This is a genomic window from Alkalihalobacterium sp. TH-98 (assembly GCF_057473385.1).
Window position 1 is genome coordinate 47,679 of the sequence record NZ_JBYCKM010000007.1, and the last position, 25,131, is coordinate 72,809.

25 protein-coding genes are annotated in these 25,131 nt (G+C 36.5%); 17 read left to right on the top strand and 8 right to left on the bottom strand.

Annotated elements, in window-relative coordinates:
* Positions 1-520 precede the first annotated feature (520 nt).
* On the top strand, positions 521-1,507 hold the full coding sequence (locus AC2VNP_RS02765; RefSeq protein ID WP_486915884.1) for a phosphotriesterase family protein: 987 nt from the start codon (positions 521-523) through the stop codon (positions 1,505-1,507).
* Between the two features lie 128 nt (positions 1,508-1,635).
* Here the strand turns inward: AC2VNP_RS02765 and AC2VNP_RS02770 are convergent, their stop codons facing one another.
* Together AC2VNP_RS02770 and recU are read right to left on the bottom strand one after the other, a co-directional pair.
* A complete protein-coding gene (locus AC2VNP_RS02770; RefSeq protein ID WP_486915885.1) occupies positions 1,636-4,191 on the bottom strand; it encodes a PBP1A family penicillin-binding protein in 2,556 nt (851 codons plus the stop codon).
* Between the two features lie 65 nt (positions 4,192-4,256).
* Complete coding sequence (gene recU / locus AC2VNP_RS02775; protein WP_486915886.1) at positions 4,257-4,892, bottom strand: Holliday junction resolvase RecU; 636 nt, start codon at positions 4,890-4,892, stop codon at positions 4,257-4,259.
* 139 nt (positions 4,893-5,031) lie between these two features.
* Between recU and AC2VNP_RS02780 the strand changes: the two genes are divergently transcribed.
* Positions 5,032-6,000, top strand: a complete 969-nt coding sequence (locus tag AC2VNP_RS02780; RefSeq protein WP_486915887.1) for a DUF2515 family protein — start codon at positions 5,032-5,034, stop codon at positions 5,998-6,000.
* A gap of 45 nt (positions 6,001-6,045) precedes the next feature.
* On the opposite strand, the gene AC2VNP_RS02785 is transcribed toward AC2VNP_RS02780, so the two are convergent.
* Positions 6,046-6,171, bottom strand: coding sequence for a hypothetical protein (locus AC2VNP_RS02785; protein ID WP_486915888.1), 126 nt, complete (start codon positions 6,169-6,171; stop codon positions 6,046-6,048).
* A gap of 197 nt (positions 6,172-6,368) precedes the next feature.
* Between AC2VNP_RS02785 and racA the strand changes: the two genes are divergently transcribed.
* Genes racA through AC2VNP_RS02800 form a run of 3 tightly spaced genes read left to right on the top strand, consistent with a single transcriptional unit; the run spans position 6,369 to position 8,198 of the window.
* Positions 6,369-6,884: a chromosome-anchoring protein RacA gene (gene racA, locus AC2VNP_RS02790; protein ID WP_486915889.1), complete on the top strand. Its 516-nt coding sequence runs from the start codon at positions 6,369-6,371 to the stop codon at positions 6,882-6,884.
* Between the two features lie 36 nt (positions 6,885-6,920).
* Positions 6,921-7,301 (top strand): YppE family protein, encoded by a 381-nt coding sequence (locus AC2VNP_RS02795; protein WP_486915890.1) that lies wholly within the window; start codon positions 6,921-6,923, stop codon positions 7,299-7,301.
* A 57-nt stretch (positions 7,302-7,358) separates the two neighbouring features.
* A complete protein-coding gene (locus AC2VNP_RS02800; RefSeq protein WP_486915891.1) occupies positions 7,359-8,198 on the top strand; it encodes a sulfurtransferase in 840 nt (279 codons plus the stop codon).
* 73 nt (positions 8,199-8,271) lie between these two features.
* On the opposite strand, the gene AC2VNP_RS02805 is transcribed toward AC2VNP_RS02800, so the two are convergent.
* Together AC2VNP_RS02805 and AC2VNP_RS02810 are read right to left on the bottom strand one after the other, a co-directional pair.
* Complete coding sequence (locus AC2VNP_RS02805; RefSeq protein WP_486915892.1) at positions 8,272-8,874, bottom strand: trimeric intracellular cation channel family protein; 603 nt, start codon at positions 8,872-8,874, stop codon at positions 8,272-8,274.
* Between the two features lie 93 nt (positions 8,875-8,967).
* The gene (locus AC2VNP_RS02810) at positions 8,968-9,168 is read right to left on the bottom strand and encodes a hypothetical protein (RefSeq protein WP_486915893.1); all 201 of its coding nucleotides are present in this window, start codon (positions 9,166-9,168) and stop codon (positions 8,968-8,970) included.
* A 303-nt stretch (positions 9,169-9,471) separates the two neighbouring features.
* On the opposite strand from AC2VNP_RS02810, the gene ilvA reads away from it, so the two are divergent.
* The 3 genes from ilvA (at position 9,472) to AC2VNP_RS02825 (ending at position 13,205) form a co-directional block, all read left to right on the top strand.
* Complete coding sequence (gene ilvA, locus AC2VNP_RS02815; RefSeq protein WP_486915894.1) at positions 9,472-10,719, top strand: threonine ammonia-lyase IlvA; 1,248 nt, start codon at positions 9,472-9,474, stop codon at positions 10,717-10,719.
* Between the two features lie 70 nt (positions 10,720-10,789).
* Positions 10,790-11,695 (top strand): chemotaxis protein, encoded by a 906-nt coding sequence (locus AC2VNP_RS02820; RefSeq protein WP_486915895.1) that lies wholly within the window; start codon positions 10,790-10,792, stop codon positions 11,693-11,695.
* Positions 11,696-11,897: 202 nt separating this feature from the next.
* On the top strand, positions 11,898-13,205 hold the full coding sequence (locus AC2VNP_RS02825; protein ID WP_486915896.1) for a protoglobin domain-containing protein: 1,308 nt from the start codon (positions 11,898-11,900) through the stop codon (positions 13,203-13,205).
* Positions 13,206-13,623: 418 nt separating this feature from the next.
* Here the strand turns inward: AC2VNP_RS02825 and hcp are convergent, their stop codons facing one another.
* Complete coding sequence (gene hcp, locus AC2VNP_RS02830; RefSeq protein ID WP_486915897.1) at positions 13,624-14,916, bottom strand: hydroxylamine reductase; 1,293 nt, start codon at positions 14,914-14,916, stop codon at positions 13,624-13,626.
* A gap of 222 nt (positions 14,917-15,138) precedes the next feature.
* On the opposite strand from hcp, the gene AC2VNP_RS02835 reads away from it, so the two are divergent.
* Entirely contained in the window at positions 15,139-15,774 is a 636-nt protein-coding gene (locus AC2VNP_RS02835; protein WP_486915898.1) for a YitT family protein, read from the top strand.
* 73 nt (positions 15,775-15,847) lie between these two features.
* Here AC2VNP_RS02835 and AC2VNP_RS02840 read toward each other — a convergent pair whose 3' ends face one another.
* Complete coding sequence (locus AC2VNP_RS02840; protein ID WP_486915899.1) at positions 15,848-17,209, bottom strand: C40 family peptidase; 1,362 nt, start codon at positions 17,207-17,209, stop codon at positions 15,848-15,850.
* 241 nt (positions 17,210-17,450) lie between these two features.
* Here AC2VNP_RS02840 and rnz point away from each other — a divergent pair, with 241 nt between their 5' ends.
* Positions 17,451-18,380, top strand: coding sequence for a ribonuclease Z (gene rnz, locus AC2VNP_RS02845; protein ID WP_486915900.1), 930 nt, complete (start codon positions 17,451-17,453; stop codon positions 18,378-18,380).
* 106 nt (positions 18,381-18,486) lie between these two features.
* Positions 18,487-18,756 carry a DUF2524 family protein gene (locus tag AC2VNP_RS02850; RefSeq protein WP_486915901.1) on the top strand — a complete coding sequence of 90 codons (270 nt, stop codon included), beginning with the start codon at positions 18,487-18,489 and terminating at the stop codon, positions 18,754-18,756.
* 140 nt (positions 18,757-18,896) lie between these two features.
* On the opposite strand, the gene AC2VNP_RS02855 is transcribed toward AC2VNP_RS02850, so the two are convergent.
* Entirely contained in the window at positions 18,897-18,983 is an 87-nt protein-coding gene (locus tag AC2VNP_RS02855; RefSeq protein ID WP_275116904.1) for a YjcZ family sporulation protein, read from the bottom strand.
* Positions 18,984-19,168: 185 nt separating this feature from the next.
* On the opposite strand from AC2VNP_RS02855, the gene AC2VNP_RS02860 reads away from it, so the two are divergent.
* The 6 genes from AC2VNP_RS02860 to AC2VNP_RS02885 all read left to right on the top strand — a co-directional run bounded on the left by AC2VNP_RS02860 (position 19,169) and on the right by AC2VNP_RS02885 (position 25,005).
* Positions 19,169-20,353, top strand: a complete 1,185-nt coding sequence (locus AC2VNP_RS02860) for a pyridoxal-phosphate-dependent aminotransferase family protein (protein ID WP_486915902.1) — start codon at positions 19,169-19,171, stop codon at positions 20,351-20,353.
* A gap of 139 nt (positions 20,354-20,492) precedes the next feature.
* On the top strand, positions 20,493-22,346 hold the full coding sequence (locus AC2VNP_RS02865; protein WP_486915903.1) for an SLC13 family permease: 1,854 nt from the start codon (positions 20,493-20,495) through the stop codon (positions 22,344-22,346).
* 13 nt (positions 22,347-22,359) lie between these two features.
* Positions 22,360-22,671 carry a thioredoxin family protein gene (locus AC2VNP_RS02870; protein WP_486915904.1) on the top strand — a complete coding sequence of 104 codons (312 nt, stop codon included), beginning with the start codon at positions 22,360-22,362 and terminating at the stop codon, positions 22,669-22,671.
* A gap of 186 nt (positions 22,672-22,857) precedes the next feature.
* On the top strand, positions 22,858-23,289 hold the full coding sequence (locus AC2VNP_RS02875; protein ID WP_486915905.1) for a BrxA/BrxB family bacilliredoxin: 432 nt from the start codon (positions 22,858-22,860) through the stop codon (positions 23,287-23,289).
* Positions 23,290-23,299: 10 nt separating this feature from the next.
* Entirely contained in the window at positions 23,300-23,716 is a 417-nt protein-coding gene (locus AC2VNP_RS02880) for a TlpA disulfide reductase family protein (protein WP_486915906.1), read from the top strand.
* 152 nt (positions 23,717-23,868) lie between these two features.
* The gene (locus AC2VNP_RS02885; protein WP_486915907.1) at positions 23,869-25,005 is read left to right on the top strand and encodes a conserved virulence factor C family protein; all 1,137 of its coding nucleotides are present in this window, start codon (positions 23,869-23,871) and stop codon (positions 25,003-25,005) included.
* The last annotated feature ends 126 nt before the right edge of the window (positions 25,006-25,131 follow it).

The window sequence follows — 25,131 nt, forward strand, 5'->3', positions numbered from 1 at the left end:
ATGTAGGCATGCAACCTAAATACTATTAATTCTTTATAAGTTAAAAAGACGACTATAAGTCCACTTCGTGAATTTATAGTCGTCTTTTTATTGAGGTACTGTATATAAACGTTGAACGAAATCTAAATACGCCTCAATGTCCGCTTAAACTTGTTTAAATTATGAATAATTTTAGGAAGAAGGAATAGGTATATAAGGAAAATTGCTAGAAGGAGCAGATTTTAGAAAGCGCTTACATAAATGTAGTCGTTCTCAAAATGAACGACTGACTTATCGGCAATTACAAGAGCAAGTAAATAATGCAGCTTATCAATTCAAATATATCCTTTTGGTATTCATGAGAAGATGGGCAGACCAGCAGTTGAAGTTATTATGACATAATCTATCATCTGATGATCACACAGTCATTGCTGTTCCTGTGTTTTATATTACAGGTCTAACATTGCCAAGAAACCTAAATGGGAAAGGGATCAAGAATTAAGATACATTCCGTAAGTTTACAAAAAAGGGGGAAGTAAAAATGAGTAAGACAGTAAACACAGTGCTTGGGCCAGTTCCAGTGGAGGATCTTGGTAAAACGTTGATGCATGAGCATTTCTTCTTTGGTTATCCTGGCTTTTACGGGAATTCTTTATATCCAGTAGATAAAGATGAAATTTTAAGAGCTAGTATTGAGACGGCTTCAAAACTAAAGGCACATGGGGTAAAAACGGTTGTAGATGCTACACCTAATGATACTGGAAGAGACCCAGAATTATTAGAGCTCATTGCTGAAAAAACAGGGCTTAATATTATTTGTTCAACGGGATACTATTATGAAGGAGAAGGGGCTCCGGCTTATTTTAAATTTAAACAAGCGTTAGGGACTGCAGAAGAAGAAATCTATGAGATGTATATGAGAGAGCTTACAGAAGGAATAGGTGATACCGGTATAAAAGCTGGAGTTATTAAACTAGGCTCAGGAAGAGATAGAATAACAGATTATGAGAGAATGTTTTTCAAGGTAGCAGCTAAAGTCCAAAAGGAAACAGGGGTTACGATTATTACACATACACAGGAAGGAACAATGGGACCTGAACAAGCTGAACTACTCGTTTCAGAAGGTGCGGATCCTAAGCGTATCCAAATTGGTCATATGGATGGGAATACGGACTTAAGATATCATATACGTACACTTGAACAAGGGGTTTATGTAGGGTTTGACCGTTTTGGTATACAAGGATTTGGTGGGGCACCGATGGATAGTGACCGAATTGGTTTACTATTAGGTTTATTAGGGGCAGGATATGCTGAACAACTAATGATGTCCCATGATAAAGTGAATGTTTGGTTAGGTAAACCTCCTGAATTTCCAGCGGATTTAGGGAGTCTAGTTGCTAATTGGCATATGACGCATATTTTTGAGAATATCATTCCAGTCCTTAAAGACAGAGGAGTTTCTGAAGATCAAATTAATACAATCCTTGTTAAAAATCCAAAGCATATTTTTGGTGGAAATAAGGCATAAAGGTTAGTTTTCATCATGAAGAATGATGTTAAATTATAATAAACCGAGCATTAATTTTGCTCGGTTTTTCTAATAAGAAAAGGAGAGAAGTATTCTTCTCTCCAAATAATTGTTTATTGTTAACGTTTCTAGTTTTCTTCCTCTTCATCTTCTTCTCTTACGGTTGTAGATGCACTTGTTGCTGTCTCTTCTTCATCGTCTTCTGGATCTGGCTCAGGTTCTGGAATAAGATCAATTGGCAATTCCTCATCTTCATCGATTGGAGTTTCAATAGGTTGTGGTTCCTCTTCTACTGGTTCCTCGATTTCAATGACAGGAATTTTAACTTCGCCTTGAGCAGGATCACTTTTTATACTAGGATCTTCATCAGCAACCGCAATCACTTGGAAACGATATGTCGCACCTGGTGTTGGACTCGTTATAATATGCTGCATATCTTTTGTTGTGTAAATTGGTTCAAAGCCGCCATCGTCGATACTTTGCATGATATTAAATGTAACCGCATCTTTTTGGTTACTCGGATAACCCCAAGTGAGGATGACTTGGTCGGAGCCTTCGTTGTAACCGACTTTAAAATCAGAAGGCTTCGGTATACTTTGGTATGCTTCTGAAACTCTCGTTGGCTCAGTTCCTTTTACAAAGTATTCATAGACAATTTCACTTTGTGGTGTGAATGGACTAGGCAGTAAACCGGTTCTTCGTTCAATTCCAACTTTAACGACCGAATCAGGTTGATTGAAGTCCGGTGTTTCTATATTTCGAGAAACTTCCTCCATAATCACTTTAAAAATTTGTTGAGCAAGTCTTCGATCATTATTTATGAGATAATTTCCTTCTCCTTTACGGTCATATCCAGTCCAAACTGCTGCGGTATAGCGTGTTGTGTACCCAGCAAACCAAACATCGGGAACTCCTCCATCAGGAACTTTGTATTTTTCTCTATCTTCTCTATCAAAGTTAGTTGTTCCTGTTTTTCCTGCAAGTGGGAGATTAGGAATATTCGCATGTGTACCAGTACCATTGGTAACAACCGATTTAAGCATGTCACTAATCATAAATGCAGTATAGTCACTCATCGCAACAACTGGTTCGGGTGCCATATTAATTACTTTTCCATCTGGAAATTCAATTTTTCGGACAGTATGAGGCTCAATGTACACTCCTTCATTTCCAAAGGCTGCATACGAACCTGCTAAGTCGAAAGTCGAAATTCCTGTTGTAAACCCACCAATACCATATGGTTCGTAAATCCGGTTGTCTTCAAAAGGAATTCCTAGAGTGGACGCAAAATCACGCGCATTCTCTAGGCCGACTTCTTGAAGTGCTTTAATTGCTGGAATGTTTAAAGAGTCAGCTAATGCTTTTCTCATTGTTACTGGTCCTGCATAATTACGGTTATGGTTACGGATCTCTGTACCATCTGAGTACGTATGAGGTTCGTCCACAATAACCTTACCTGTTGACCATTTTAAATGCTCAATAGCTGGTCCGTAATCTAAAACAGGTTTAATGGTTGAACCGGGTTGTTTCTTAGCTGTGGCAAAGCTAAATCCTCGTTGGACCCCGGTTTGGTGACGCCCGTTACCAATCGCTTTAATTTGCCCTGTTGCTGTGTCAATAAGAGTCACACCAGCTTGAAAATCCTCATTATTCGGATACGTTGTGATGAACTCATCGGTTTGTAATACTTTCTCAACGTGAGTTTGAGCATCTGGATCTAGTGTAGTATAAATCTTTAATCCAGCTGTAAAAATGTCACTTGTTGTAATTCCCTCAAGCGATTCTACTTCAGTGATGACTTGATCAATAAAAGCTTGATAAGCGCTAGCTTCACGCTTTGCTGGATTTAGTTGATCCTGAACTGAAACGGCTCTCGCTTTTTGAGCTTCCTCACTCGTAATCTTACCGTGTCGCTCCATTAGTGCGATTACTGTATTTCTTCGTTTTTCAGCAGCTTCAGGGTTTCTTAGCGGATTAAAATGGTTTGGACGCTGCGGAAGCCCCGCAAGTAGAGCCGCATCTTCTATCGTTAAATCCTCTAAGTTATCTTTACTAAAATACGTAATGGCAGCTTGTTGAACGCCGTAGGCACCGCCCCCAAAGTAAATTGCATTTAAATACATTTCCAGTATTTGGTTTTTAGAATACTGCTGCTCTAATTTAATCGCTAAATATTGTTCTTGAACTTTACGAGAAATGGTTTTTTCTGGTGATAAGAACAAGTTTTTAACGACTTGTTGTGTAATAGTACTCGCACCTTCAGCACCAAATCCACCTGTAAGATTGGCTGCAACTGCGCCAAACATACGTCGCACATCTACTCCAAAGTGCTCCCGGAAACGAACATCTTCAACTGCAATAAATGCATCTTCCACCAGTTCCGGAATATCATTAATATTTACATAAATTCGATTTTCAACTGCTTCAAGTAGTGTAATTGAAGCATCATGTTGGTCAAGGATTTCAGTTGACTGAGCTAACATTAACCTATCCTCATCTAATGGTGGCGCAGTGGCAATCATTGAAAAGACTGTGATACCACCTGCAACAGCAAGGACGGTAAAGAATACCACCATTGCTATTAAGAGCTTCTTGAAAATCCCAGTTTTTTTCTTTTTAGGTTTCGCCTTGGATTGCCCTTTAGCACGGCGACGCCCAGTTCGTGTATTCATATTTTCACTCATGTTTGTTCTTCCTTTCTATCTAAGCGAAAGAATAAAAATAATCTTGATCTATTTTTATTGTATCTTTATCTATTAACGTTTTTTGTGTCCGTTTCGTTACATTTATTTCTGAAAAAAAGTTGATCGACTACTTTTAAATAATCAATTCTCGGATGATATTCTTGTTCTATTATATAACCAAGCTGAGCAATTTCTGCTTTTGGAATGGATTTTCGTCCGTTTTTTTGATTTTCGTAATACTCAATTAAGTGATGTGCATTTAAATAGTATATTTCGTCTAGTAAAGTAAATCTTATAATGATAAAACAAATACCTTGTTGGTCTAGAACTTGTTTCATGTGTTCAATTTGATGAAGATGAAAGTTTTGCAACGGAAATGATGTTTTATTTCTAGTTTCCTTCGCTTCAAAGTCAATGTGCCGCCCACGATATACACCGTTGTAATCTGTAGTTGAAGCTTGTTTGAAATAGGCCTCTTTAATAACAGCTGCACTTCGCTTTGGATAATCGACTTGGACAATTTGCAAAGGCGTCGGTTTTTTATGAATGACAGCAATTCCACGACTCAAATAATATTCGTTTGTATCATTTAAATCCTCTTCTAGTGTCATCCCGCGATTACCGAATGTTTCTTTTTTGTTAGGGTTTGAACGGTTAACGGGTGCGGAGTACTTTTTACCATTTGGATAACGGATAGCCAATGTAAATCAGCAACCTTTCGTTCAAAGAGTATGTCTCTTTTTATTAGAATAGTCTAAGAAAAGTAATGAGAACAAAAATTCTCATCAAATAATCATATCATAAAATGGATAATGAGAGAAGTTAAAAAAGGGTGATACGATGATGTTGCAAAAGGAAAATGAAATCGTCAGTACTATAAAAAAGAAAACCATTAATGAAAACCTAGATAATATAAGTCGTACAAAAGCATACTTGAATTACTATAAAAATAATCACGAGATTTGGTGGGCCTTGTTAGCTAGTATGGTTTCTCGTAATGCAGGTTGGAATATGACGGACTTAAAAAGTAACTGGTATGAAACCTTAATAACTCCTCAATATAGTTACACATTATTTTTAACTTTTGAACGCGCCAATTGGCTTATTTTTTCAGATGCTTATCCACAACTGCTGTTATATGAAGCTTCCAAAAAAGAAAAACAAGCACTTTTTCATTTACTACCCCATTTTGATGTAAGTGAGTTCATGGTAAGGGAATGGAACATATTCTGGAATAGTGGAAATTTAGAGCGGCTTTGTACTGCCCTTATTGTTAATGAACAGCACTTGATCCAAAGACCTGTGATTGAGCATCCTTTCTACTCGAGCCACGTATTTAAGTCGTTGCCATATTTTTTAGTGGAGCATTTGCATTTTAATACGGTTCTATTTCCAACCTTTGAAGGCAAACTCTATGGGTTTAGTGTTGATAAGTTCCAGAAAGTGGAGAGAAGAATTGAATTAGGAAAGAAGTTAGCATGGTTACTTTTTTATTCTGAGCAAAGTTCGACCATTCATCGATTTGCACTTCAAGTAGAACCAACAGGCTCCAGAAGAGATTATGAAAAATATGTAAAGTGGAAAATTTTAAAACATACACCTATCCTTCGAACCGCTTATTCACCAGTTCTTCACCAAAGACATGATTATGAAGATTGGTCAGAGTCGACTCGTAATGTGAAACGTTTTTTTAAGGACTGGACAGAACCAAGAAGGGAATATATTTTAACTAGCTGGTATCAACAGAAAATGGCAGAGTTATTTATAGCCATGAAGATTGAGACTACATTAATTAAAGCATTTCGATAAAAAATAAGTCTTAGGAATAAAGAAAAGGCTGACATCGTGTCAGCCTTATTCAGCTGGGCGATTAGGCCCTGTTAATTTTTTATCACCATAACCTGGAGCATTTTGATTTTGTTGACTATCAGGCTGTGCTTCTTGTTGTTTTCGCATTGAACGTTTATTGTTTTTAGCCATTCTTAACCCTCCACTTATTTTGTCTTTTATAGTATTCGTTGAAGTAACAAAACCATACATAAGATTTCTTTAGAACGACTGATTTTGGAAGATCATCACTTTCTTTGACGAATAAAAACTAGTTTTGTCAAGTACGAAGGGAAAATAATAATTCACTTAGAATAGTTACATTAACAAAAGTGATGGAGGGATTTCTAATGGAAAATGTTTTGAAAACGAAAGAAGTTTCTGATCTATTGGGGGTAAATCCAACGACGGTCCAAAGATGGGTAAAATATTTTAATATTCATTGTCAATTGAACGAACACGGTCATTATTTATTTCAATCACCACAAGTCGAAACGTTAAGGGAAATTCAAGGACAACTAAGTGAAGGAAAAAAAATGAAGGATGTTACGGTCTCAAATAAAAGCATCATTAGTGAAAGTGAACAGCCTGAAGAAGTCATGCCAACATTTAAATACGAGCAAAAATTAGAGCAAATGATGCAACGTATTGAAGACTTAGAACAAAAACTTGCTGCAAAAGCAGATGATGTCGTTACGTACCAACTGCTTAATCATCGTAAGGAAATTGAAGCGATGAGTAAAAGCCTTCTTTCGATTGAACAAAGGCTAGAAGAAATGGATGAGGTGATAAAGCAAAATATGACGGTGCCGTTAGAAGAACTACCACCAAAAAGGCGTTCGTTAATGCAACTTTTTTCATTCTAACTTATTTTTGTTATGATGTGTTGTGAGGTGATTACCATGACACATGGAGAATTAAACAAACTAATCGAACTGACAAAACAATTACGCGATTATAATGAGGTTTCACGCAACCAATATACAACCTATACGATCAAGGAAGGCTTTACTGCTGATTTTTATACAGACGTAAAGCCTTTTGCTGATCGTGTTTTTATGACTGCAAACCAGTGGAAAGAATTAGCCGAGCAGTGGGTGAAGGAGCACAGACCAAAATATGTTTATCCGATGCAACTTTCAAATGCATATGACCAATTGTTAGAAACGTCGGTTGCAGCTTTTCAAAAAGATACAAAATCAAAGCGTTTTATAGATACAATTAAATCGATTGATTACCTCCTTGACACAGTTCTCATCCAAATTAAACAACATGACGAATAGATATTATGTTAATATGTAAGAAAATTCTAATAAATCTTTTTGAACTGGAGTGATTGGATGAAGCATGTTGTAGAGATGGAATGGCTTTCTCGTCATTTAGAGGATCCAAATGTAAGAATTGTCGATTGTAGATTTCATTTAGGAGCACCAGAGGAAGGGTTTAATGCTTATCTAAAAGACCATATTCAAGGAGCTTTTTACTTTGATTTAGAAAAAGATCTATCAAGTGAGGTAAAAGAGCATGGAGGAAGACACCCTCTTCCAGACGTAGAAGAGTTGGCAGGTAAATTATCTGCTGCTGGAATTGATGAACATGTCACTGTTGTTGCTTATGATGATCAAGGGGGACCTTTTGCGTCCAGAATGTGGTGGTTGTTAAATTACTTAGGCCACTCAAAGGCTTTTGTATTAAATGGGACATATAGTCAGTGGAAAGAAAAAGGTTATCATATAACAGATGAAATTCCTCAAATATCTATCCGGAATTTTAAGTTAAACATCCAATCTGCATTACTTATCGAGCGAAGTGAATTAATGGAGAAAGTTAAGACTGCAAACGAAGGCTATATATTACTCGATTCTAGAGAAGAAAAGCGTTATTTAGGAATAGAAGAACCAGTAGATAAAATTGCAGGACATATTCCAACTGCACGTCACTTCTTCTGGAAGGATTCGCTGACTAAAAGTCATAATTGGAAACCGGTTGAAGAACAAAGCATGCGTTTAGGGGGGCTGGATAAAGAAAAGGAAATAATCGTATACTGCGGATCTGGTGTAACAGCTTGTCCTAATGTATTGACGTTGAAAGAAGGTGACTTCACTAATGTCCGTCTTTACGTAGGGAGTTGGAGTGATTGGATTACATATGAGGATTATTTAATAGAAGCAGGAAGATAAATAAACAAAATATAAAAAGGTGACTAAATAGGGTGCGCTTTCCTGCTCTAACCTTTTTAAGTCACCTTATTCTTTAGGCGTTTAACTTACGGTGTGGTAGTTTCCATTGAAATGATACAGATAACATTCTCAAAGTGACAATCAGTATAAAAAGTATAATTAGACCTGCAGTACCACTTACTAAATTAAGACCTATGCCAAGTCCTGCTAACATTGTCCATGCTATGTATATTTCCTTTTGAAGAAAGAGTGGTTTTCTTCCAGCTAAAACATCTCGGATCATTCCACCGCCTGTTCCAGTTAATGCGGCTGCCACGATGACTGCACTTAAAGGATGTCCCATGGCTGCAGCGTACATAGCTCCTTGAATAGCGAAGGCAGCAAGCCCTAATGCATCAAAGAAAATCCCCCATTTTATCCAATGGTTAACCCAAAGAGAAGGTATAAAGAAGGCGATTGTCATAACGATTATTGCAATTGTAAAAAGATTGCCTTGTTCCCATAACGCAGAAACAGGTACTCCTATTAGTAAGTTTCTTATAGCACCGCCGCCAAAAGCAGTAACTAAGCCTAGAATATAAACTCCCATCAAGTCATAGTCTTCTTCCATTGCAACAATTACTCCACTTAAAGCAAAAGCAATCGTTCCTATTATGTTTAAAATATCCCAAGCCATCTGATTGCCTCCTTCGTATGTTGTATATGACTCCGATAAAAAACGAACGCGATAAATCGCGCTCGTCTTATATCCTTTTATGTAAGGAAGCAGTTAGTTGTTATCTGTTAGGCTTAGAAAAATCATATAAGCTAAAGTAACAAAAGAAAGAACAGCTAATGAGGTCATGATTAGACCTGATGGTTCAACAGCACCTTCAGCAGCTTCTCCGCCTCCAGCAGCTAAGACAGTAGTAACTGGAAGAAGAAGTAAAGTAAATAAAAACGCTGTAAGCATCGATAATTTTTTGATCATTTTCGATCCACCCCTTTTTACGCATAATTATGACAGATCAACTCTGTCATTACAAATGATACCAACATTTACATTATAGTTTTCTACAAACGGAATCGCAATATAAATTGCTTTGAAAAGATTTTTCAAAGCAGTGAACTTATGATAAGATGTTAAAGGATATTTTGTTCGGCCAAAAGGCTGTCTTATAAGTATTTGTTCCTTATGTTTAAATGGTTTTTATTCATTGATTTCATGAAGGACGATCTAGGTATTTATAGAGACAATCTAATTAATTTCTACTTCAGAAAGGGATTACACACGATGGGGAAAATTAATATAGAAGATATTATTATTGCAAATCAAACGCTAAAGGATGTAGTCTTTCATACACCTTTACAGAAGGATCAAGTTTTATCAGAAAGATATCAATGTAACGTGTACTTAAAAAGAGAAGACTTACAAGTCGTTCGTTCTTTTAAAATACGAGGTGCTTATTATCAAATCCAAAGTCATCCGACAGAAGAGCTTGAGCAGGGTGTAGTTTGTGCAAGTGCAGGAAATCATGCCCAAGGAGTAGCCTATTCATGTCGTACATTAAAAATTAAAGGGAAAATCTTTATGCCATCTACGACCCCACGTCAAAAAGTAGATCAAGTAAAGTTTTTTGGAAAAGAATATGTAGAAGTAATGTTAACAGGGGATACGTTTGATGACTCCTTTAATGAAGCAATGAAATACAGTACGGAACACAAAATGGCATTTATCCATCCTTTTGATCAGGAAAAGATCATCGCGGGTCAAGGAACCGTAGGTATGGAGATCATGAATGATATCGACGAAAAAATCGACTACTTATTTAGCTCAATTGGTGGTGGCGGCTTAATCTCGGGAGTAGGTACGTACATTAAGAGTATTAGTCCTAAAACGAAGGTTATCGGAGCAGAACCTGCAGGAGCGCCAGGAATGAAAAACTCCATTGATGCGGGTGAAGTTGTAGAACTTGATAAAATTGATAAATTTGTAGATGGTGCCGCAGTTAAGAAGGTTGGACAACTTCCATTTGATATTTGCAAAAATGTTTTAGATGATATTGTCCTGGTTCCAGAAGGGAAAATATGCACAACGATCCTTGAATTATACAATCAAAACGCCATTGTCGCTGAGCCTGCTGGCGCAATGCCAATCGCCGCCCTTGATTTTTATAAGGATGAAATTAAAGGGAAAACGGTTGTATGCATAGTTAGTGGAGGAAATAACGACATTGGTCGGATGCAGGAAATGAGGGAGCGTTCATTGATTTATGAAGGTTTACAACATTACTTTATCATTCAGTTCCCACAACGAGCTGGGGCGCTTCGTGAATTTATTGAAGATGTACTAGGACCAGACGACGATATTACTCGTTTTGAATATACGAAAAAGAACAATAAAGCAAATGGCCCTGCGTTGGTTGGAATAGAACTAAAACGTGATGAGGATTATCACCTCTTTATTGAACGCTTAAATAAAAAAGGCTTTGAATACGATGAAATTAATAAAAATGAAAGTTTGTTTAACCTACTCATCTAAAGAGTGATTATTAACAAGTTTAATGGTAGTATAGTACTACAAAGAGAGATGAGTAGGGGAGGAAAGTAAAATGTCCGAACATAAAGGAATTTTGCTTGAAAGTGGCACTAATGAACTAGAGGTAATAGCATTTACGATTGATGAAGGAACATTTGGCATAAATGTTTTAAAGGTAAGAGAAATTATCAACCCATTACCTATTGTGAAAGTACCAAATAGTCATCCGAATGTAGAAGGAATTATCCGATTACGAGATGAAGTTATTACAGTAGTCGATTTAGCAAAAGTACTAGGTTTTCCACCGTCAGCAGACAGCGACAAAGATAAGTTCATTGTCGCTGAATTAAATCAAATGAAAGTGGCTTTTCACGTTCATAATGTGTCAAGAATTCATCGTATTTCATGGGAACAAATCGAGAAACCGACTGAATTATCCCAAGGCCTGGAAGCTTCAACGATCGGTGTTGTGAAAATGGATGAACAAATGCTTCTCCTATTGGACTATGAAAAAATAGTCGTTGATATTAATCCTGAATCTGGAATTAATGTTGGACAATTAAAGTCCCTTGGAAAACGTGAACGCAGTATGAAAAAAATTGTAGCAGCCGAAGATTCTCCTATCTTAAGAAAATTACTTCAAGATACGTTATCTGAAGCTGGTTATGTGAACGTCCAGTTTTTCGATGATGGTAAAGAAGCCTGGGAGTTTCTCGAGCAGATTAAACTATCGGAAGCAGCTGTTGAACAAGAGGTACAATTAGTCATTACAGATTTGGAAATGCCGAAGATGGACGGGCACCATTTAACAAAGAGAATTAAAGAGGATGTTCATTTAAGTGTCTTACCAGTTATTATTTTTTCGTCATTAATTACAGGTGACCTTTATCATAAAGGGATAAGAGTAGGTGCAGATGCACAAGTAAGTAAACCTGAAATTGTAGAACTCGTTCATATCATTGATAAACATATAATTTAAAGCTGATTTTTAATATAAGTTTTAATAAATTAATATGTTCATAATGAACGCTGATTAATATATATAGTTCATTAAAGGAAGAGGCTGACACTTTGCTAAAAAGTCAGTCTCTTTTTGTAATAATTTAGGGGAATGTAGAATTACTAGAATTCAATTGGTATAATAAAAGAAAAAATAGTAAAAATGTAGGGGGAGTTAAGTAGTGGGGATTGCACAATTTTTTCGATCTAAACAAGAGGAGGAAAGTCTAGCAGAAAAAAGTCTTAAACATGAGGCTTTTCTTATAATACCTAGTGATAAAAAAATATTGAAAGAGCAAGTAAATATTATAAATTTAACACTGGATGACTTAAAGGTTATTCAGGAATTGAAGCCATTTGTAGAAAGAAATGTGGGAGTACTTACAGACCTGTTTTATTCTACAATAGGGCAGTCACCAGACTTAGTAAATATTATTTCTAGCCACTCTACAATAGAAAGATTAAAAGGAACACTACAAACTCACTTAATAGAAATGTTCAGTGGTACAATAGATGAGGTATTTATAGAGAAACGTATTCGTATTGCAAAAGCGCATGTTCGAATTGGTTTAGAACAGAAATGGTATATTTGTGCATATCAAGGTTTGCTCAATCATTTTGCAGGACTCATTGAGAAGGAATTTGAAAATGCTAGTGATACCTTAATTGCACTGAAAGCCGTTACTAAATTAATTAATCTAGAACAACAATTAGTAGTGGAAGCTTATGATGAAGAAATACTACGCTTGAAACAAAAAGAAGAAGAAACGAAGAGTGAAGTAAAAGCATTAATGGATGAAACGTCTGGTAGTTTAGCCTCGCTAGCACAAGAAACAAATGCAGCGATTGAGGAAGTTAATGCACAAACAGATGAAATGGCCGTAAAGTCATCAAAAGGGCTAGAAATTGCAAGTCTTGCTGAAGAAAAAGCAAACGATGGTAAAAAGCAAATTGACCAATTAAGTAATAATATAAAATATATCAAGGAAACAACAGATATTATTACCAAAGATATCACTGAACTTGAAGGCACGGCAAAACAAATTAATGAAATTGTAACGATTGTCCAATCGATTGCAAATGAAACGAACCTTCTTGCATTAAATGCAGCTATAGAGGCGGCACGTGCTGGCGAACATGGAAAAGGATTTGCGGTCGTTGCCGAAGAAGTACGGAAACTGTCGGAGCAAACAAATCAGTCGGTTGAAGGCGTAAAAAAATTAATCGAAAAAACAAATGAACAGATCTATAAAAATAATGCTAGCATGAAAAAAGTAGAAACATTGGTAGAACAAAGTAATCAAAATATGAAGGATACTGAAGCTTCTTTTATCGAGATTATAGAACAAATGAAAGAAACGAAAGAAAAAAATAGAGAAATTCAAACCGATTTAGACGAGTTTACGAGAGTAATCGGTGAAATTGCTAAAGCATCGTCTAACATCGCATCAGCTTCAGATAATCTTCTTCACACAACTAAACAATGGTAAAAAAGAAAGGTACCTGGCACCAGCGGGATCAGATTTAGAAAAAACTCTAATTAACTACCAATTTAAGATGAAAAAATATTTTAGAGGACTCACAGGACCTTATTTACTTAAAATCTATCATGTTATCAGTGTTAGCGGACTGAAAGGACCTTATTTGTAGCATTTTTTGTGTAAAAGGTTGAATTTTTATCCAATAAGAGCCTGAGAGTCCGTTAGACCTTAGAAAACACTGTTTTTTCCAGAAATAACGGCTCTTGAGTCCGTTTGTTGTAAAACAACAAGCGGTATCTGAGTCCTCACTAAAGAAAGAGATGCAAATCATAAATTGATTCGCACCTCTATTTTTTGTATTGTGTAATAATTTTTCTTCGATAACTGACACGTTAGCCCGATTTCTTTTTTGTTCTTATCTTTTAAATTAGTTAAGTGCAAGCATGCTTTCCATGTCATCTTTTGCATTGCTGATAAGTTGAAGATTAAATGCTTCTTGCAGTACATTTAATACCCCTGGTGTAACAAATTCAGGTGGCTTTGGTCCGATTCTAATGTCCTTAATTCCTAGGCTGAACAGTCCGAGCAGGATGGCAACAGCTTTTTGCTCGAACCATGATAACACGATGCTCACTGGCAATTCATTTACTTCACAACCAAATGCCTCTGCTAAAGCTATTGCAATTTTTACAGTTGAGACGGAATTATTACATTGACCTAAGTCTACAAATCTAGGAATGTTAGTTCCAGCGATCGTTCCGTATTCAACATCATTAAAACGGAACTTTCCACAGGATGTTGTTAAGATAATGGTGTCATTAGGGAGTGAAGTAGCCAACTCACGATAGTAATTGCCACCAGGACCAGGTGCATCACAACCAGCAATAACAAAGAAACGCTTTATTTTTCCCCCTTTAACCGCATCTATAATTTCAGGGGCTAAGCCGATTACGGTCTCATGATGAAAACCAGTTGTCAATGTATCTTCACTTTCCATATCAGCGTCAGGTAGTTCTAACGCTTTTTGGATTAATCCAGAAAAATCATCATTTTCAATCTTATGGACACCTTCTAAACCAGTAATATCATATGAATAGAATCGATCAGAATAGCTACCTTTAATTGGCATTACACAATTGGTTGTAGCAAGAATTGCCCCTGAGAATTTTTCAAACAAACGTCGCTGATCAAACCAAGCTTTACCGATGTTACCTTTTAAATGCGAGTACTTTCTAAGTTCCGGGTACCCATGTGCAGGTAACATTTCCGAGTGCGTATAAATGTTTACTCCTTTACCTTCAGACTGTTTTAATAATTCCTCAAGAGCGAGTAAGTTGTGTCCAGTGACGATAATTGCTTTTCCTTCCACTTTATTTTGACTAACAGTAATCGGTTGGGGAATACCAAGGCGATCTGTATGAGCTCGGTCTAAAAGTTCCATTATACGTACAGCAGCATTCCCGACTTTTAAAGCCATATCGATATGTTCTTGCATATTAAAGTTTGAATTCGTTAATGTCATATAAAGTGCTTCATGTGTTACTTTATCAACTTCTGGGTCTGAATATCCTAATTGTCTAGCATGAGTAGCATACGCAGCAATTCCTTTTAATGCAAAGACAATCGTATCTTGTAAGCTGGCTATATCTTCATTTTTTCCACAAACTCCAACGATCTTACATCCACCAGTAGGTGTTTGCTCACATTGATGACAAAACATAATGATCCCCTCCAATAATAAACATGTATTTAAAATACATGTTAAATGATTGGAAATAATTCTACTGTGATAAAAATCACACCTTCATTACTTTTCACAACTTAGCCAAAAAACTGTAATTAATTAGAAAATTCCGATTTATAAATATTCATCAATATGCATTGAAAAGTTTAGTAGATTTGCGTATTGTTAATATTAGATACATAGAAGGAGAGAATTTCATTGAGTCATTTGATAACACGTTGGTTATTTATTATAGTAGGATTATTGATAACATCATTAGGTTTAAGGATATTGGCCATCCACCATTTCACCTTTGGAGGTACTGCAGGAGTTGCTACCATATTAGACTTTTTAACGAATTGGTCTTGGGGAATTTTATTCTTTCTTGTAAACTTGCCGTTTTTCATCATCTCCATTCAAAAGCTAGGGATGAGGTTTACAATCTCAAGTCTTGTTTCTATTACCGCGATTTCTTTTATTAGTGAATGGTTCCAGTTTTTTCAAGTGACTCCTTTTCCAGATTGGCTTGCAACGATTGTTGCAGGACTATTTATTGGAATCGGCGTTACGCTTGTATTAAATAATGGTTCTTCACTCGGCGGTATTCACATCTTAGCTTTATACTTAGATCAAAAATTTAAAATTAATCGAGGGATTACTATCTTTGCAAGTGATTTCTTAATTATCTTCTTAGCTGGAATATTAGTCGGTTGGTCAAATGCGTTACTTTCTGTAGCTGCTATTTTTATTGCAAGTTCAATTATTGGGCGATATAAAAAGAGCCCTATTAATGAAAAACAAGTTCAAGAGGAAGATGCACAATTCCAAGCTATGTCAACACAAGTTCAAAAATAGACTGGAAATAAAAAAGCGGAAAGGTGAATTTTTTTCACCTTTCCGCTTTTTGTACGCTTGGCAAACTTTTCTTTTAATTTAATGTTCTTGCTCCAAGAAAGCGGGAGTTCCAGTATGAACCATCAATACTACTAATCGTTACCCCGGTTGATGAACCTGCATGAATAAATTGACGGTTACCTAGATAAATCCCTACGTGGGATGGCCCTGATTCATATGTTGTAAAAAAGACAAGATCCCCAGGTTGCGGGTTAGAGGTAGCGATACTGGAACCCCAAATAGATGATGTTGTTCTTGGAATGGACTTTCCATGTTGTTTATAGACATATTGTAAGAAGCCACTGCAATCAAATCCAGCCCTTGTTGTTCCACCCCATTTATAAGGTGTTCCTATTAAGGATTTTGCAGTTGAGATCACCGCCGTATTGGCTGGAGGTGTTGAAACAGTCTCCTCCACTTGTTTAGGCTTCTTATCAGCTGTGCCAGCAACTGTCGTTTCAGTAGCTGCAACGGTGTTTTCTACACGTGTATTTGCAGTTTCAGAAGTAACAACAGTTCGTTCTTGTTGAATATTTTGTGGTGCTCTCTGTTCTCTAGTTTTGTTGTAATCTGTATACGTCTTCTTTTTACTATCACTAGTCATATGTTGAATAGTCTGAGGACCTGCTATCCCATCAACATTTAGTTGATGAGCCTTTTGGTATTTAAGTATTGCAGTTTTTGTCTGTGGTCCGTATATTCCATCTACATGTTTATAATAGCCTAAATCTTGAAGTTTTTGTTGAATTAAGGTGACAGCTTTTCCTTTATCACCGACCTTCAATAAAAGCTCTGAAGAGAGCTCGGATATTTTCGTTAACGTTTCAGCTGGCGCTACGGAAAGAAGTACAGCAGTTGTATCGTTTATATCTTCTTGGTATTGCACAATGTCATTCGTTTTTTTCTTACTTTTCGTATGAAATACATCCGTATGTTCATGATAAAGATGGTTTAATGTCTTCTGACCTGCAATTCCATCAGTTTTTAAAGAGTGAGATCTTTGATAATCTCTTACTGCTTGTTTCGTAAGCGTTCCATATAGACCATCCATTTTCCCGTTATAGTAGTTAAAAGTAGATAAGAACATTTGCAACTGGAATACGGCTTCTCCTTCTTTACTGAAACTTAATGTTGAATACGGTTCGTACTTATTCTCTTCTTTTTCTGCTTTTGGTTCAGTAGATGTTAATGTTTGTTCACTAACATCTAATTCACTTGCACTTACATTCAACAATGAACTTAAAATGAGAGAGGATGCTAAAAGAGTTCCAGTCGAATATTTATAAAGAGTCATCATCTTCCTCCTAAGTTGATTTTTCATTCCATGCCCTGAATAATTCTTTACTGGTACAATGAATGATGTCAAAAATTCACCAACGAACATCATCATTTTCATATGTAGACTCCAAACAGAATTCGATATAAAATTTATGAAAATGACACTTTATGAGCTATTGTATGAGTGTTCCTAATCAATAGAACGAGATAGGTTTGTCTTGATACTTTATTACTAAAATAAATAAATTTGGGTTAGTATTCAATTGAAAATGGGATAATTCACATAGTAAAATGAACTGTCTAATCTTGGGACATGAGCTTAAAGAGAAATGAGGATCTTCAAAGAGGGAGGAAGTTAGTTGGAATTTCATTTTTTAGGGACAGGAGCCGGCGTACCATCAACAAAACGAAATGTGAGTTCACTGGCTATTCGTTTTTTACAGTGCAACGGAAGTGTGTGGATGGTTGATTGTGGGGAAGGTACTCAACAACAAATTCTGAGGTCTTCCATTAAGTTAAGTAAGCTTGAAAAAATATTCATTACACACCTTCATGGAGATCATATTTTCGGCTTACCAGGATTGCTTGGAAGCAGATCGTTTCAAGGGGGGATTACACCACTTACGATTTACGGTCCAAAAGGGATAAAAGCATATATTGAGCAATGTCTTTCTCTTTCAAATACAACTTTACTGTATCCTTTATCAGTTGTAGAGCTAGAAGAAGGGATCATATATGAAGATAAAGACTTTTCAGTTCAATGCGCATTGTTAGAGCATGTCATGCTTAGCTATGGTTTTAGAATAGAAGAAAAAGCTCAAAGTGGGGAGCTGCTAGTGGATAAATTAAAAGAAAAAGGAATTACGCCTGGGCCGTTGTATAAAAAAATTAAGGCTAAAGAAAAAATTCAATTAAATACAGGAGAATGGATTGATGGTGCCGAATTTGTTGGACCAGAAATTCCAGGTCGAATAATTACTATATTAGGGGATACAAAACCGTGTGAAGCAGCAGTTAAATTAGCTGTAGATGCAGATGTACTAATTCACGAAGCAACTTTCAGTATTGACAATCAAGAAATGGCTCATCAATATGGTCATTCTACAGCTTATGACGCTGCTAAAATTGCCAGAAATGCAGAGGTGAAGACGCTAATCTTAAATCATATTAGTGCCAGGTATGAGGGTAAATCGCATTTATTAGAAGCAGAAGCACGTGAAGTGTTTCCAAATACTTATATTTCTTACGATTCGTATATACATACTTTGTTGCGCAGTAAAAGCACCTAAGACCTATTGATAGAAAAAGAAAATATTCATTCCTCAGGAATAAAACTGTTCAATAAAAGACAAATTAATACCATTGAATTGTGATTGTAAAGAGGAGGAAAATGGTGTGGCTATCCATCAACAAGTAGATTTCTATTTATTAAAAGCAAATCAGGTCATTGAACAAGCACAAGAACAATTGAATTTAGGTATGCAAGTTCAAGAGGGAGATGCTGCCGAGTATACAAATGCTCAACAACAATTAGAGGAAATCAGTCAAGAAATTGAGGCGTTATCAAGAAGTGCAACGCCCGAACAAAGAGACCAGTTAGGTAGAGCACAACAACGTCTTCGACAACTGCAAAATCAAATGATCTTACAACGATCAGATTATTAATGAGAAAAAGAGGCTGACAAATCAGCCTCTTTTCTTTATGAGAGTGAACAATGAACACGAAGTCACCTAGATGGTGCCAGTGCCATTGTTATTGTTCAGCTTAGTCTTAGTTTGTGTCACTAAGACCGTTGCTTCTTTAATTACCAAGTGTAAGCTGCACCAACGATAATTAACAAGATGAATAATACAACAATTAGAGTGAAACCACCGCTATAAGTGTGTCCCATTCTAAGCACCTCCTAAAATTAATTCATCTTACAGTTATAAGCTATGTAAAAATTGTTCTAGGTGTGTAGGCGATCACCTAGAAAGTTTAACTTTTTTATAATTTAAAATATATTAAGAAATAAAAGGAGAATTATTAAAAATATGGTATTGTAGTAGTAAATAATTGTTTAGGAGTGTGAAACAAATGGTAGCAGAATTATTACCACCAGAACGAGTTTTAATGGGTCCAGGACCAAGCAATGTTCATCCACACGTCTTACGTGCCATGTCTACTCCATTGTTAGGACATCTTGATCCTGCGTTTTTAACGATTATGAATGAGACGATGGATTTATTAAGAAAAGTTTATCAAACGGAGAATAAATTAACGATTGCGATGAGTGGAACCGGTAGTGCAGGAATGGAGACTGTTTTTGTCAACTTGGTAGAGCCAGGAGATAAGGTGATAGTTGGAGTTAATGGTTTATTTGGAACACGTATGGTTGATGTTGCTGAGCGATGCGGTGCAACAGTGGTTCAAATAAGTGTGCCTTGGGGAGAAATTGTTGAGCCTCAAAAGGTAAAAGAAGCGTTAGATGCTCACCCAGATGCTAAATTATTCGCGGTCGTCCATGCTGAGACATCAACTGGAGTTAGACAACCACTAGAGAAGATAAGTGAAATTGTACATAAAACGGACGCTTTACTTGTGTGTGATATGGTTACTTCACTTGGCGGCTGTCCTACTGAAATTGATAAGTTGAAAATTGATGCTGCTTATAGCGGGACACAGAAGTGTTTAAGTGCACCTCCTGGTTTAGCGCCTGTAACAATGAGTGACCGTGCTGTTGAAGTTATGAATAAGCGCAAATCAAAAGTACAAAGCTGGTATTTAGATTTATCTATGATTGTCAGCTATTGGGGGGAAGAACGTTCCTATCATCACACAGCTCCGATAACGATGGCTTATTCATTACGTGAGTCATTACGATTAATTGTTAATGAAGGTGTAGAGAATGTCTATGCTCGTCATGCATTGTATGGAGAAGCCCTTCAACAGGGGTTAGAAGCAATGGGGCTTAAACTGTTAGTTAATAAAGAACATCGCCTCCATCAATTAACTTCAGTTTGTATTCCAGAAGGTGTGAATGATGCAAAGGTAAGAAATCGCTTGTTAGAAAAATATAATCTTGAAATTGGCGGCGGCTTAGGAGAGTTGAAGGGAAAGGTCTGGAGAATTGGGTTGATGGGTTATAACGCAAGACAACAGAATGTAACATTAATGCTTAGTGCTTTAGAAGACATTCTTTTAGAAGAAGGGGTTTCCATTGAACATGGAGCAGCACTTTCAAAAGCGAATGAAGTATTAAAGGAAAACGTATTGGTTTAATGAATATAATGTCTTAATACAAGGTACTATTTTATACTCCATTGAAAAAACACTGCATAGAGGAAATTTTCATTTGAGCTTGACTTAAAGGTAAATTATTAATTAAGTCAGGCTCCATTCTTTTTTCGAGGTGGCGCAGGTGGAGCCGGAATTAATTCTAACTTTTACAATATTAGCGGTTACAACCGTATTTTTTATGATAGGAAATATTCGTACCGACCTTGTGGCCTTATTATCGTTGTTAACCCTAGTATTAACCGGTATCATTTCAACACAGGATGCACTGAATGGATTTTCAAATTCTGTGGTTATTATGATTGCAGGTCTTTTTATTGTAGGCGGTGGAATTTTTCGAACAGGTCTTGCAAGTCAAGCAGGACAAATATTAATGAAGGCGTCAAAAAACAGTGAACTGAGGCTTCTAATTTTACTTATGATCATTGTAGGTATTTTAAGCGGTTTTATGAGTAATACAGGGACCGTTGCTGTTTTATTACCAGTCGTTGTGAGTTTGGCGATGAGTATGAAAAAGAGTCCTGCTAAATTTCTAATCCCACTAGCATTTGCCAGTAGTCTTGGAGGTGTCCTGACCTTGATCGGTACACCGCCCAACTTAATTGTAAGTCAAATGTTAGCCGATTATGGGTATGACCGGTTATCTTTTTTTGATTTTACACCATTGGGACTCGTTGCTTTTATAACAGGTATTATTTTTCTAGTTTTTTTCGGTCCTTTCTTGTTACCAAAAGATAGTCAATTTAATAGAGAACGGCGAGATGGTACAATAAGCGTCACGGAGATGGCAAAAAACTATCAAATTACTGATAAGCTATACACGGTGAGAGTTTTGCAAGGGTCTTACATGGCAAATCAAAAATTAGCAGATATTAGACTTCCTGCTAACTATCAACTATGCGTATTAAAAATTCAACGAAAATCAAAAGATGGAACAAAGATCTTGCCGGTGACTTATCATGAAATGGCAGGCCCAAAGAGCATAATTCACGAACAAGATATTTTATATCTGCAAGGGGCTCAAGAAAATATTGAAAAGTTCTGTAAAGACTATGGATTAAAGTTAACCACCGAGAGCTCAACAGATGCAGAAAAACTAGTTTCTAGAGAATTAGGAATTGCTGAAGTACTTTTAACACCACACTCTAGGCTTATTAATTCGACAATACAAAAATTAGCATTTAGAGAAAAGTACAACTTAAACATTATCGGCATTAATCGAAAAGGTCAGTATGTACTAGATAATATGTCCAATGTAAAGCTTCGTTTTGGGGATGCCCTCCTCGTTCAAGGGGCATGGCCTGATATTGAATTGTTAGCGAAAGAGACACAAGATGTGGTTGTTGTTGGACAGCCGCAAGAACAAGCTAGTATGGCAGCAGCTAGTGGAAAAGCTCCCATTGCTGGAGCTATAATGCTAATGATGTTAATCTTAATGACATTTGAGATTGTACCTGCTGTAACAGCGGTTATAATTGCTGCTGTATTAATGGTCATTACTGGTTGTTTACGTAATATGGACGATGCATACGGAAGAATTAATTGGGAAAGCGTAATTTTAATTGCTGCGATGCTACCAATGGCAACGGCTCTTGAGAATACTGGTGGAGTACAATTCTTAGCTGATGGGCTTGTCTCAGTTTTAGGCGGGTATGGTCCACTCGCTGTATTGGCAGGTTTTTATTTAGCAACAATGTTCTTTAGTCAATTTATTTCAAATACAGCCACAGCGGTTTTGTTTGCACCAATTGCAGTTACAGCAGCGGTCAATATGGGAGTTAGTCCTTATCCATTGCTATTATCTGTAAGTATTGCTGCTAGTATGGCATTTGCCACACCAGTGGCTTCCCCAACCAATGCTCTCGTTATGACAGCTGGGGGATATAAGTTTAGTGATTTTGTTAAAATTGGTGTACCGCTTCAACTGATTTTATTTATCGTTATGTTGTTTGCCATTCCTTTTTTCTTCCCATTTTGATAGAGGTGGTTTTATGAAAGAGATATCGAGACATCAACTAATTCAAATGTTAGGAAGTCAAGTAGGAGTATCTTTAGTTTACTTTTATTCCCCTTTTTGCGGGACGTGTAAGTTAGCAACAAAAATGTTAGAAGTGATTACAACTGAGATACACCCAGCTTTACAAATTAATAAGTGTAATATTAATGCAGTTCCTGATGTTGCTCAGTCATTAAAAATTAAAAGTGTACCTTTATTATTAATTATTAAACATGGAAAAATTGTTGAGGAAGTTTACGCTTTTCGTTCAATAGAGTTTTTGGGCAAAATACTTGAACCGTACTAATATGTAGTTTTAAATTTGATTTAGATGTTTTTACTATAGTATGATGATTTTGTATGGAATGGAAAGGTTTATTAAAAGGCTCTTTTCTTCTCTAAGAATGTTGCTCGTTGTTTTAGTTGACACAAAAAATGAGTACAGCCTTTTGAAATAACTTTTAAACATCAGATTGTGGAAGGGGAAAGAAATATGTCAATGTCTTATGAAGAATATATGCGTCAAGTGGTTCAGCCTATGCGTGCAGAACTAACAAATGCAGGTTTTACAGAACTAACTACTGTAGAGGAAGTTGAAAATTTCATGGAAACCGTAGAAGGAACAACACTTGTTGTTATCAACTCGGTTTGTGGCTGTGCAGCTGGACTAGCTCGTCCGGCAGCTGTTGTTTCTCAAAATAACGAAAAGAAGCCAGATCACATTGTAACTGTCTTTGCTGGACAAGACCGTGATGCAACTGCAAAACTACGTGAATATATTACAGGCTATGAACCATCTTCACCGTCAATGGCTCTTTTTAAAGGGAAAGAAATCGTACATTTCATCCCGAGAGAGCAAATTGAAGATCAATCCGTTGAAAGTATCGTTACTAATTTAACTTCTGCATTTAATACTCACTGCTAGAACTTGTTCTATGGATATTTCAAGTATTCGCTTATTTGACATTCAAGAAAGTCGTGAAGTCAGTTTATCAGAATATAGAGGTAAACCGTGTATAATTACATTTTGGACGTCTTGGTGTCCTGATTCTCAGCAGGATCTTGTCCGAAAACATCAGCTCTATCAGAAAATGGATAAAAATGAATTAGGTTTTATTACGATTAATGTCGTAGGGCGAGAAGGAAATAAACTTGACGGAATTAAGTACGTAGAACAAAACCAGTTTCAGTTCCCAGTATTATTAGACGAAGGTACAAAAATTTATGATTTGTTCGAATGTAAAGGTGTACCTACTACGATAATACTAAATAAGGAACTCGTCGTGATAGAGACGTTTGGTGATCGAACATCTTTCATTGAAATAATGAATGGACTTGCAAAAGTAATGTAAGGCTGTGTTAATAGAGTCTCTATTGACACAGCCTCTATTTATACATAAACACTATATTATCCGATCTAAAGCACATAGTTAGAACAGAATGTAATGATATGGTAGCATAATAATAATAATAAATAAAAATGCGCAGTGGAAGGATGATGATCATGTATATAAAAACAATTGAACCGACTCCGAGTCCAAATACAATGAAGTTAATACTATCTGAAACGTTGGCAGCAGGTAAACGTAATAATTATACAAAGGAAAATGCACATGAAGCACCTGAATTCATTCAACAACTGTTTACGGTTGAAGGGATAAAAGGGGTTTATCACGTTGCGGATTTTATTGCGCTAGAGAGAAATGCCAAATTCGATTGGAAAGTTATCTTGCCAAAAGTTCGTGAAATTTTTGGAGAGGAACCGGTAAATGAAAAAGAGGGCCAAGTTTCACAAAATAATGAGCAGTCATTTGGAGAGGTTCGAGTACAGCTTCAAATGTTTAAACAAATTCCAATGCAAGTGAAAGTAACGGATGGAGAGCGTGAAGTACGTGTTGGTTTGCCTGAACGGTTTATGGCTGCATTACAAAAAGTTCAATCAGATAACGATAATGTTGTATTAGAACGAAAATGGGTAGAGCAAGATGTAAGGTATGGTGAGCTAGAAGAGGTTGCTAACACCGTTGCTGAAGAGATTGAAGCAGCCTACTCAGAGGAACGAATTAACCAGCTACTAAGTGGAGAAAGTTCATCAAAACAAGTCGATAAGCAAAACCTGTATAAAAAAGTAACATTGGAGATGTTAGATAACCCCGATTGGAAAAAACGTTATGAGGCTCTTGACCGAATGAATCCAACAGATGAAGATCTTCCAATCTTGTTAAAAGCATTAGAAGATGAGAAAGCCTCCATTCGCAGACAAGCGACTGTATATTTAGGAATGCTTGAAGATGCGGGGCTTCAATACTTATATAAAGCCTTAAAAGATCAGTCGGTTACAGTAAGAAGAACAGCAGGCGATTGTCTATCAGATATTGGTAATAAAGAGGCGACCCCGGCAATGGTTGAAGCATTAAAAGATGAAAGTAAACTGGTTCGTTGGCGTGCTGCGATGTTCCTTTATGAAGTCGGCGATGAGCAGGCACTTCCTGCATTGAAGGAAGCTAAAAATGATAGTGAATTTGAAGTTAGTATGCAAATTAATATGGCTATTGAGCGAATTGAAAAAGGGGAGGAAGCTAAAGGTTCTGTTTGGAAACAAATGACGGAAGCAGTATTAAAAAAAGATAGCAATGATTAGATTACGCAGATGCATGAAACGAATTTCAGGAAAAAAATCAGGTAGATACTATCCTTTTTATGGGCAAATGTTCCAATTAATGAATATTCACGCTAAAATAAAATGAGTATGTTATGGGGGGTTTGT

Coding starts and splice junctions, on each gene's coding strand:
- AC2VNP_RS02765 (WP_486915884.1), top strand. CDS start 521: ATGAGTAAGACAGTAAACACAGTGCTTGGGCCAGTTCCAGTGGAGGAT.
- AC2VNP_RS02770 (WP_486915885.1), bottom strand. CDS start 4,191: ATGAGTGAAAATATGAATACACGAACTGGGCGTCGCCGTGCTAAAGGG.
- AC2VNP_RS02780 (WP_486915887.1), top strand. CDS start 5,032: ATGATGTTGCAAAAGGAAAATGAAATCGTCAGTACTATAAAAAAGAAA.
- AC2VNP_RS02785 (WP_486915888.1), bottom strand. CDS start 6,171: ATGGCTAAAAACAATAAACGTTCAATGCGAAAACAACAAGAAGCACAG.
- racA (WP_486915889.1), top strand. CDS start 6,369: ATGGAAAATGTTTTGAAAACGAAAGAAGTTTCTGATCTATTGGGGGTA.
- AC2VNP_RS02795 (WP_486915890.1), top strand. CDS start 6,921: ATGACACATGGAGAATTAAACAAACTAATCGAACTGACAAAACAATTA.
- AC2VNP_RS02800 (WP_486915891.1), top strand. CDS start 7,359: ATGAAGCATGTTGTAGAGATGGAATGGCTTTCTCGTCATTTAGAGGAT.
- AC2VNP_RS02805 (WP_486915892.1), bottom strand. CDS start 8,874: ATGGCTTGGGATATTTTAAACATAATAGGAACGATTGCTTTTGCTTTA.
- AC2VNP_RS02810 (WP_486915893.1), bottom strand. CDS start 9,168: ATGATCAAAAAATTATCGATGCTTACAGCGTTTTTATTTACTTTACTT.
- ilvA (WP_486915894.1), top strand. CDS start 9,472: ATGGGGAAAATTAATATAGAAGATATTATTATTGCAAATCAAACGCTA.
- AC2VNP_RS02820 (WP_486915895.1), top strand. CDS start 10,790: ATGTCCGAACATAAAGGAATTTTGCTTGAAAGTGGCACTAATGAACTA.
- hcp (WP_486915897.1), bottom strand. CDS start 14,916: ATGTTTTGTCATCAATGTGAGCAAACACCTACTGGTGGATGTAAGATC.
- AC2VNP_RS02840 (WP_486915899.1), bottom strand. CDS start 17,209: ATGAAAATGATGATGTTCGTTGGTGAATTTTTGACATCATTCATTGTA.
- AC2VNP_RS02855 (WP_275116904.1), bottom strand. CDS start 18,983: ATGGGACACACTTATAGCGGTGGTTTCACTCTAATTGTTGTATTATTC.
- AC2VNP_RS02860 (WP_486915902.1), top strand. CDS start 19,169: ATGGTAGCAGAATTATTACCACCAGAACGAGTTTTAATGGGTCCAGGA.
- AC2VNP_RS02870 (WP_486915904.1), top strand. CDS start 22,360: ATGAAAGAGATATCGAGACATCAACTAATTCAAATGTTAGGAAGTCAA.
- AC2VNP_RS02875 (WP_486915905.1), top strand. CDS start 22,858: ATGTCAATGTCTTATGAAGAATATATGCGTCAAGTGGTTCAGCCTATG.
- AC2VNP_RS02880 (WP_486915906.1), top strand. CDS start 23,300: ATGGATATTTCAAGTATTCGCTTATTTGACATTCAAGAAAGTCGTGAA.
- AC2VNP_RS02885 (WP_486915907.1), top strand. CDS start 23,869: ATGTATATAAAAACAATTGAACCGACTCCGAGTCCAAATACAATGAAG.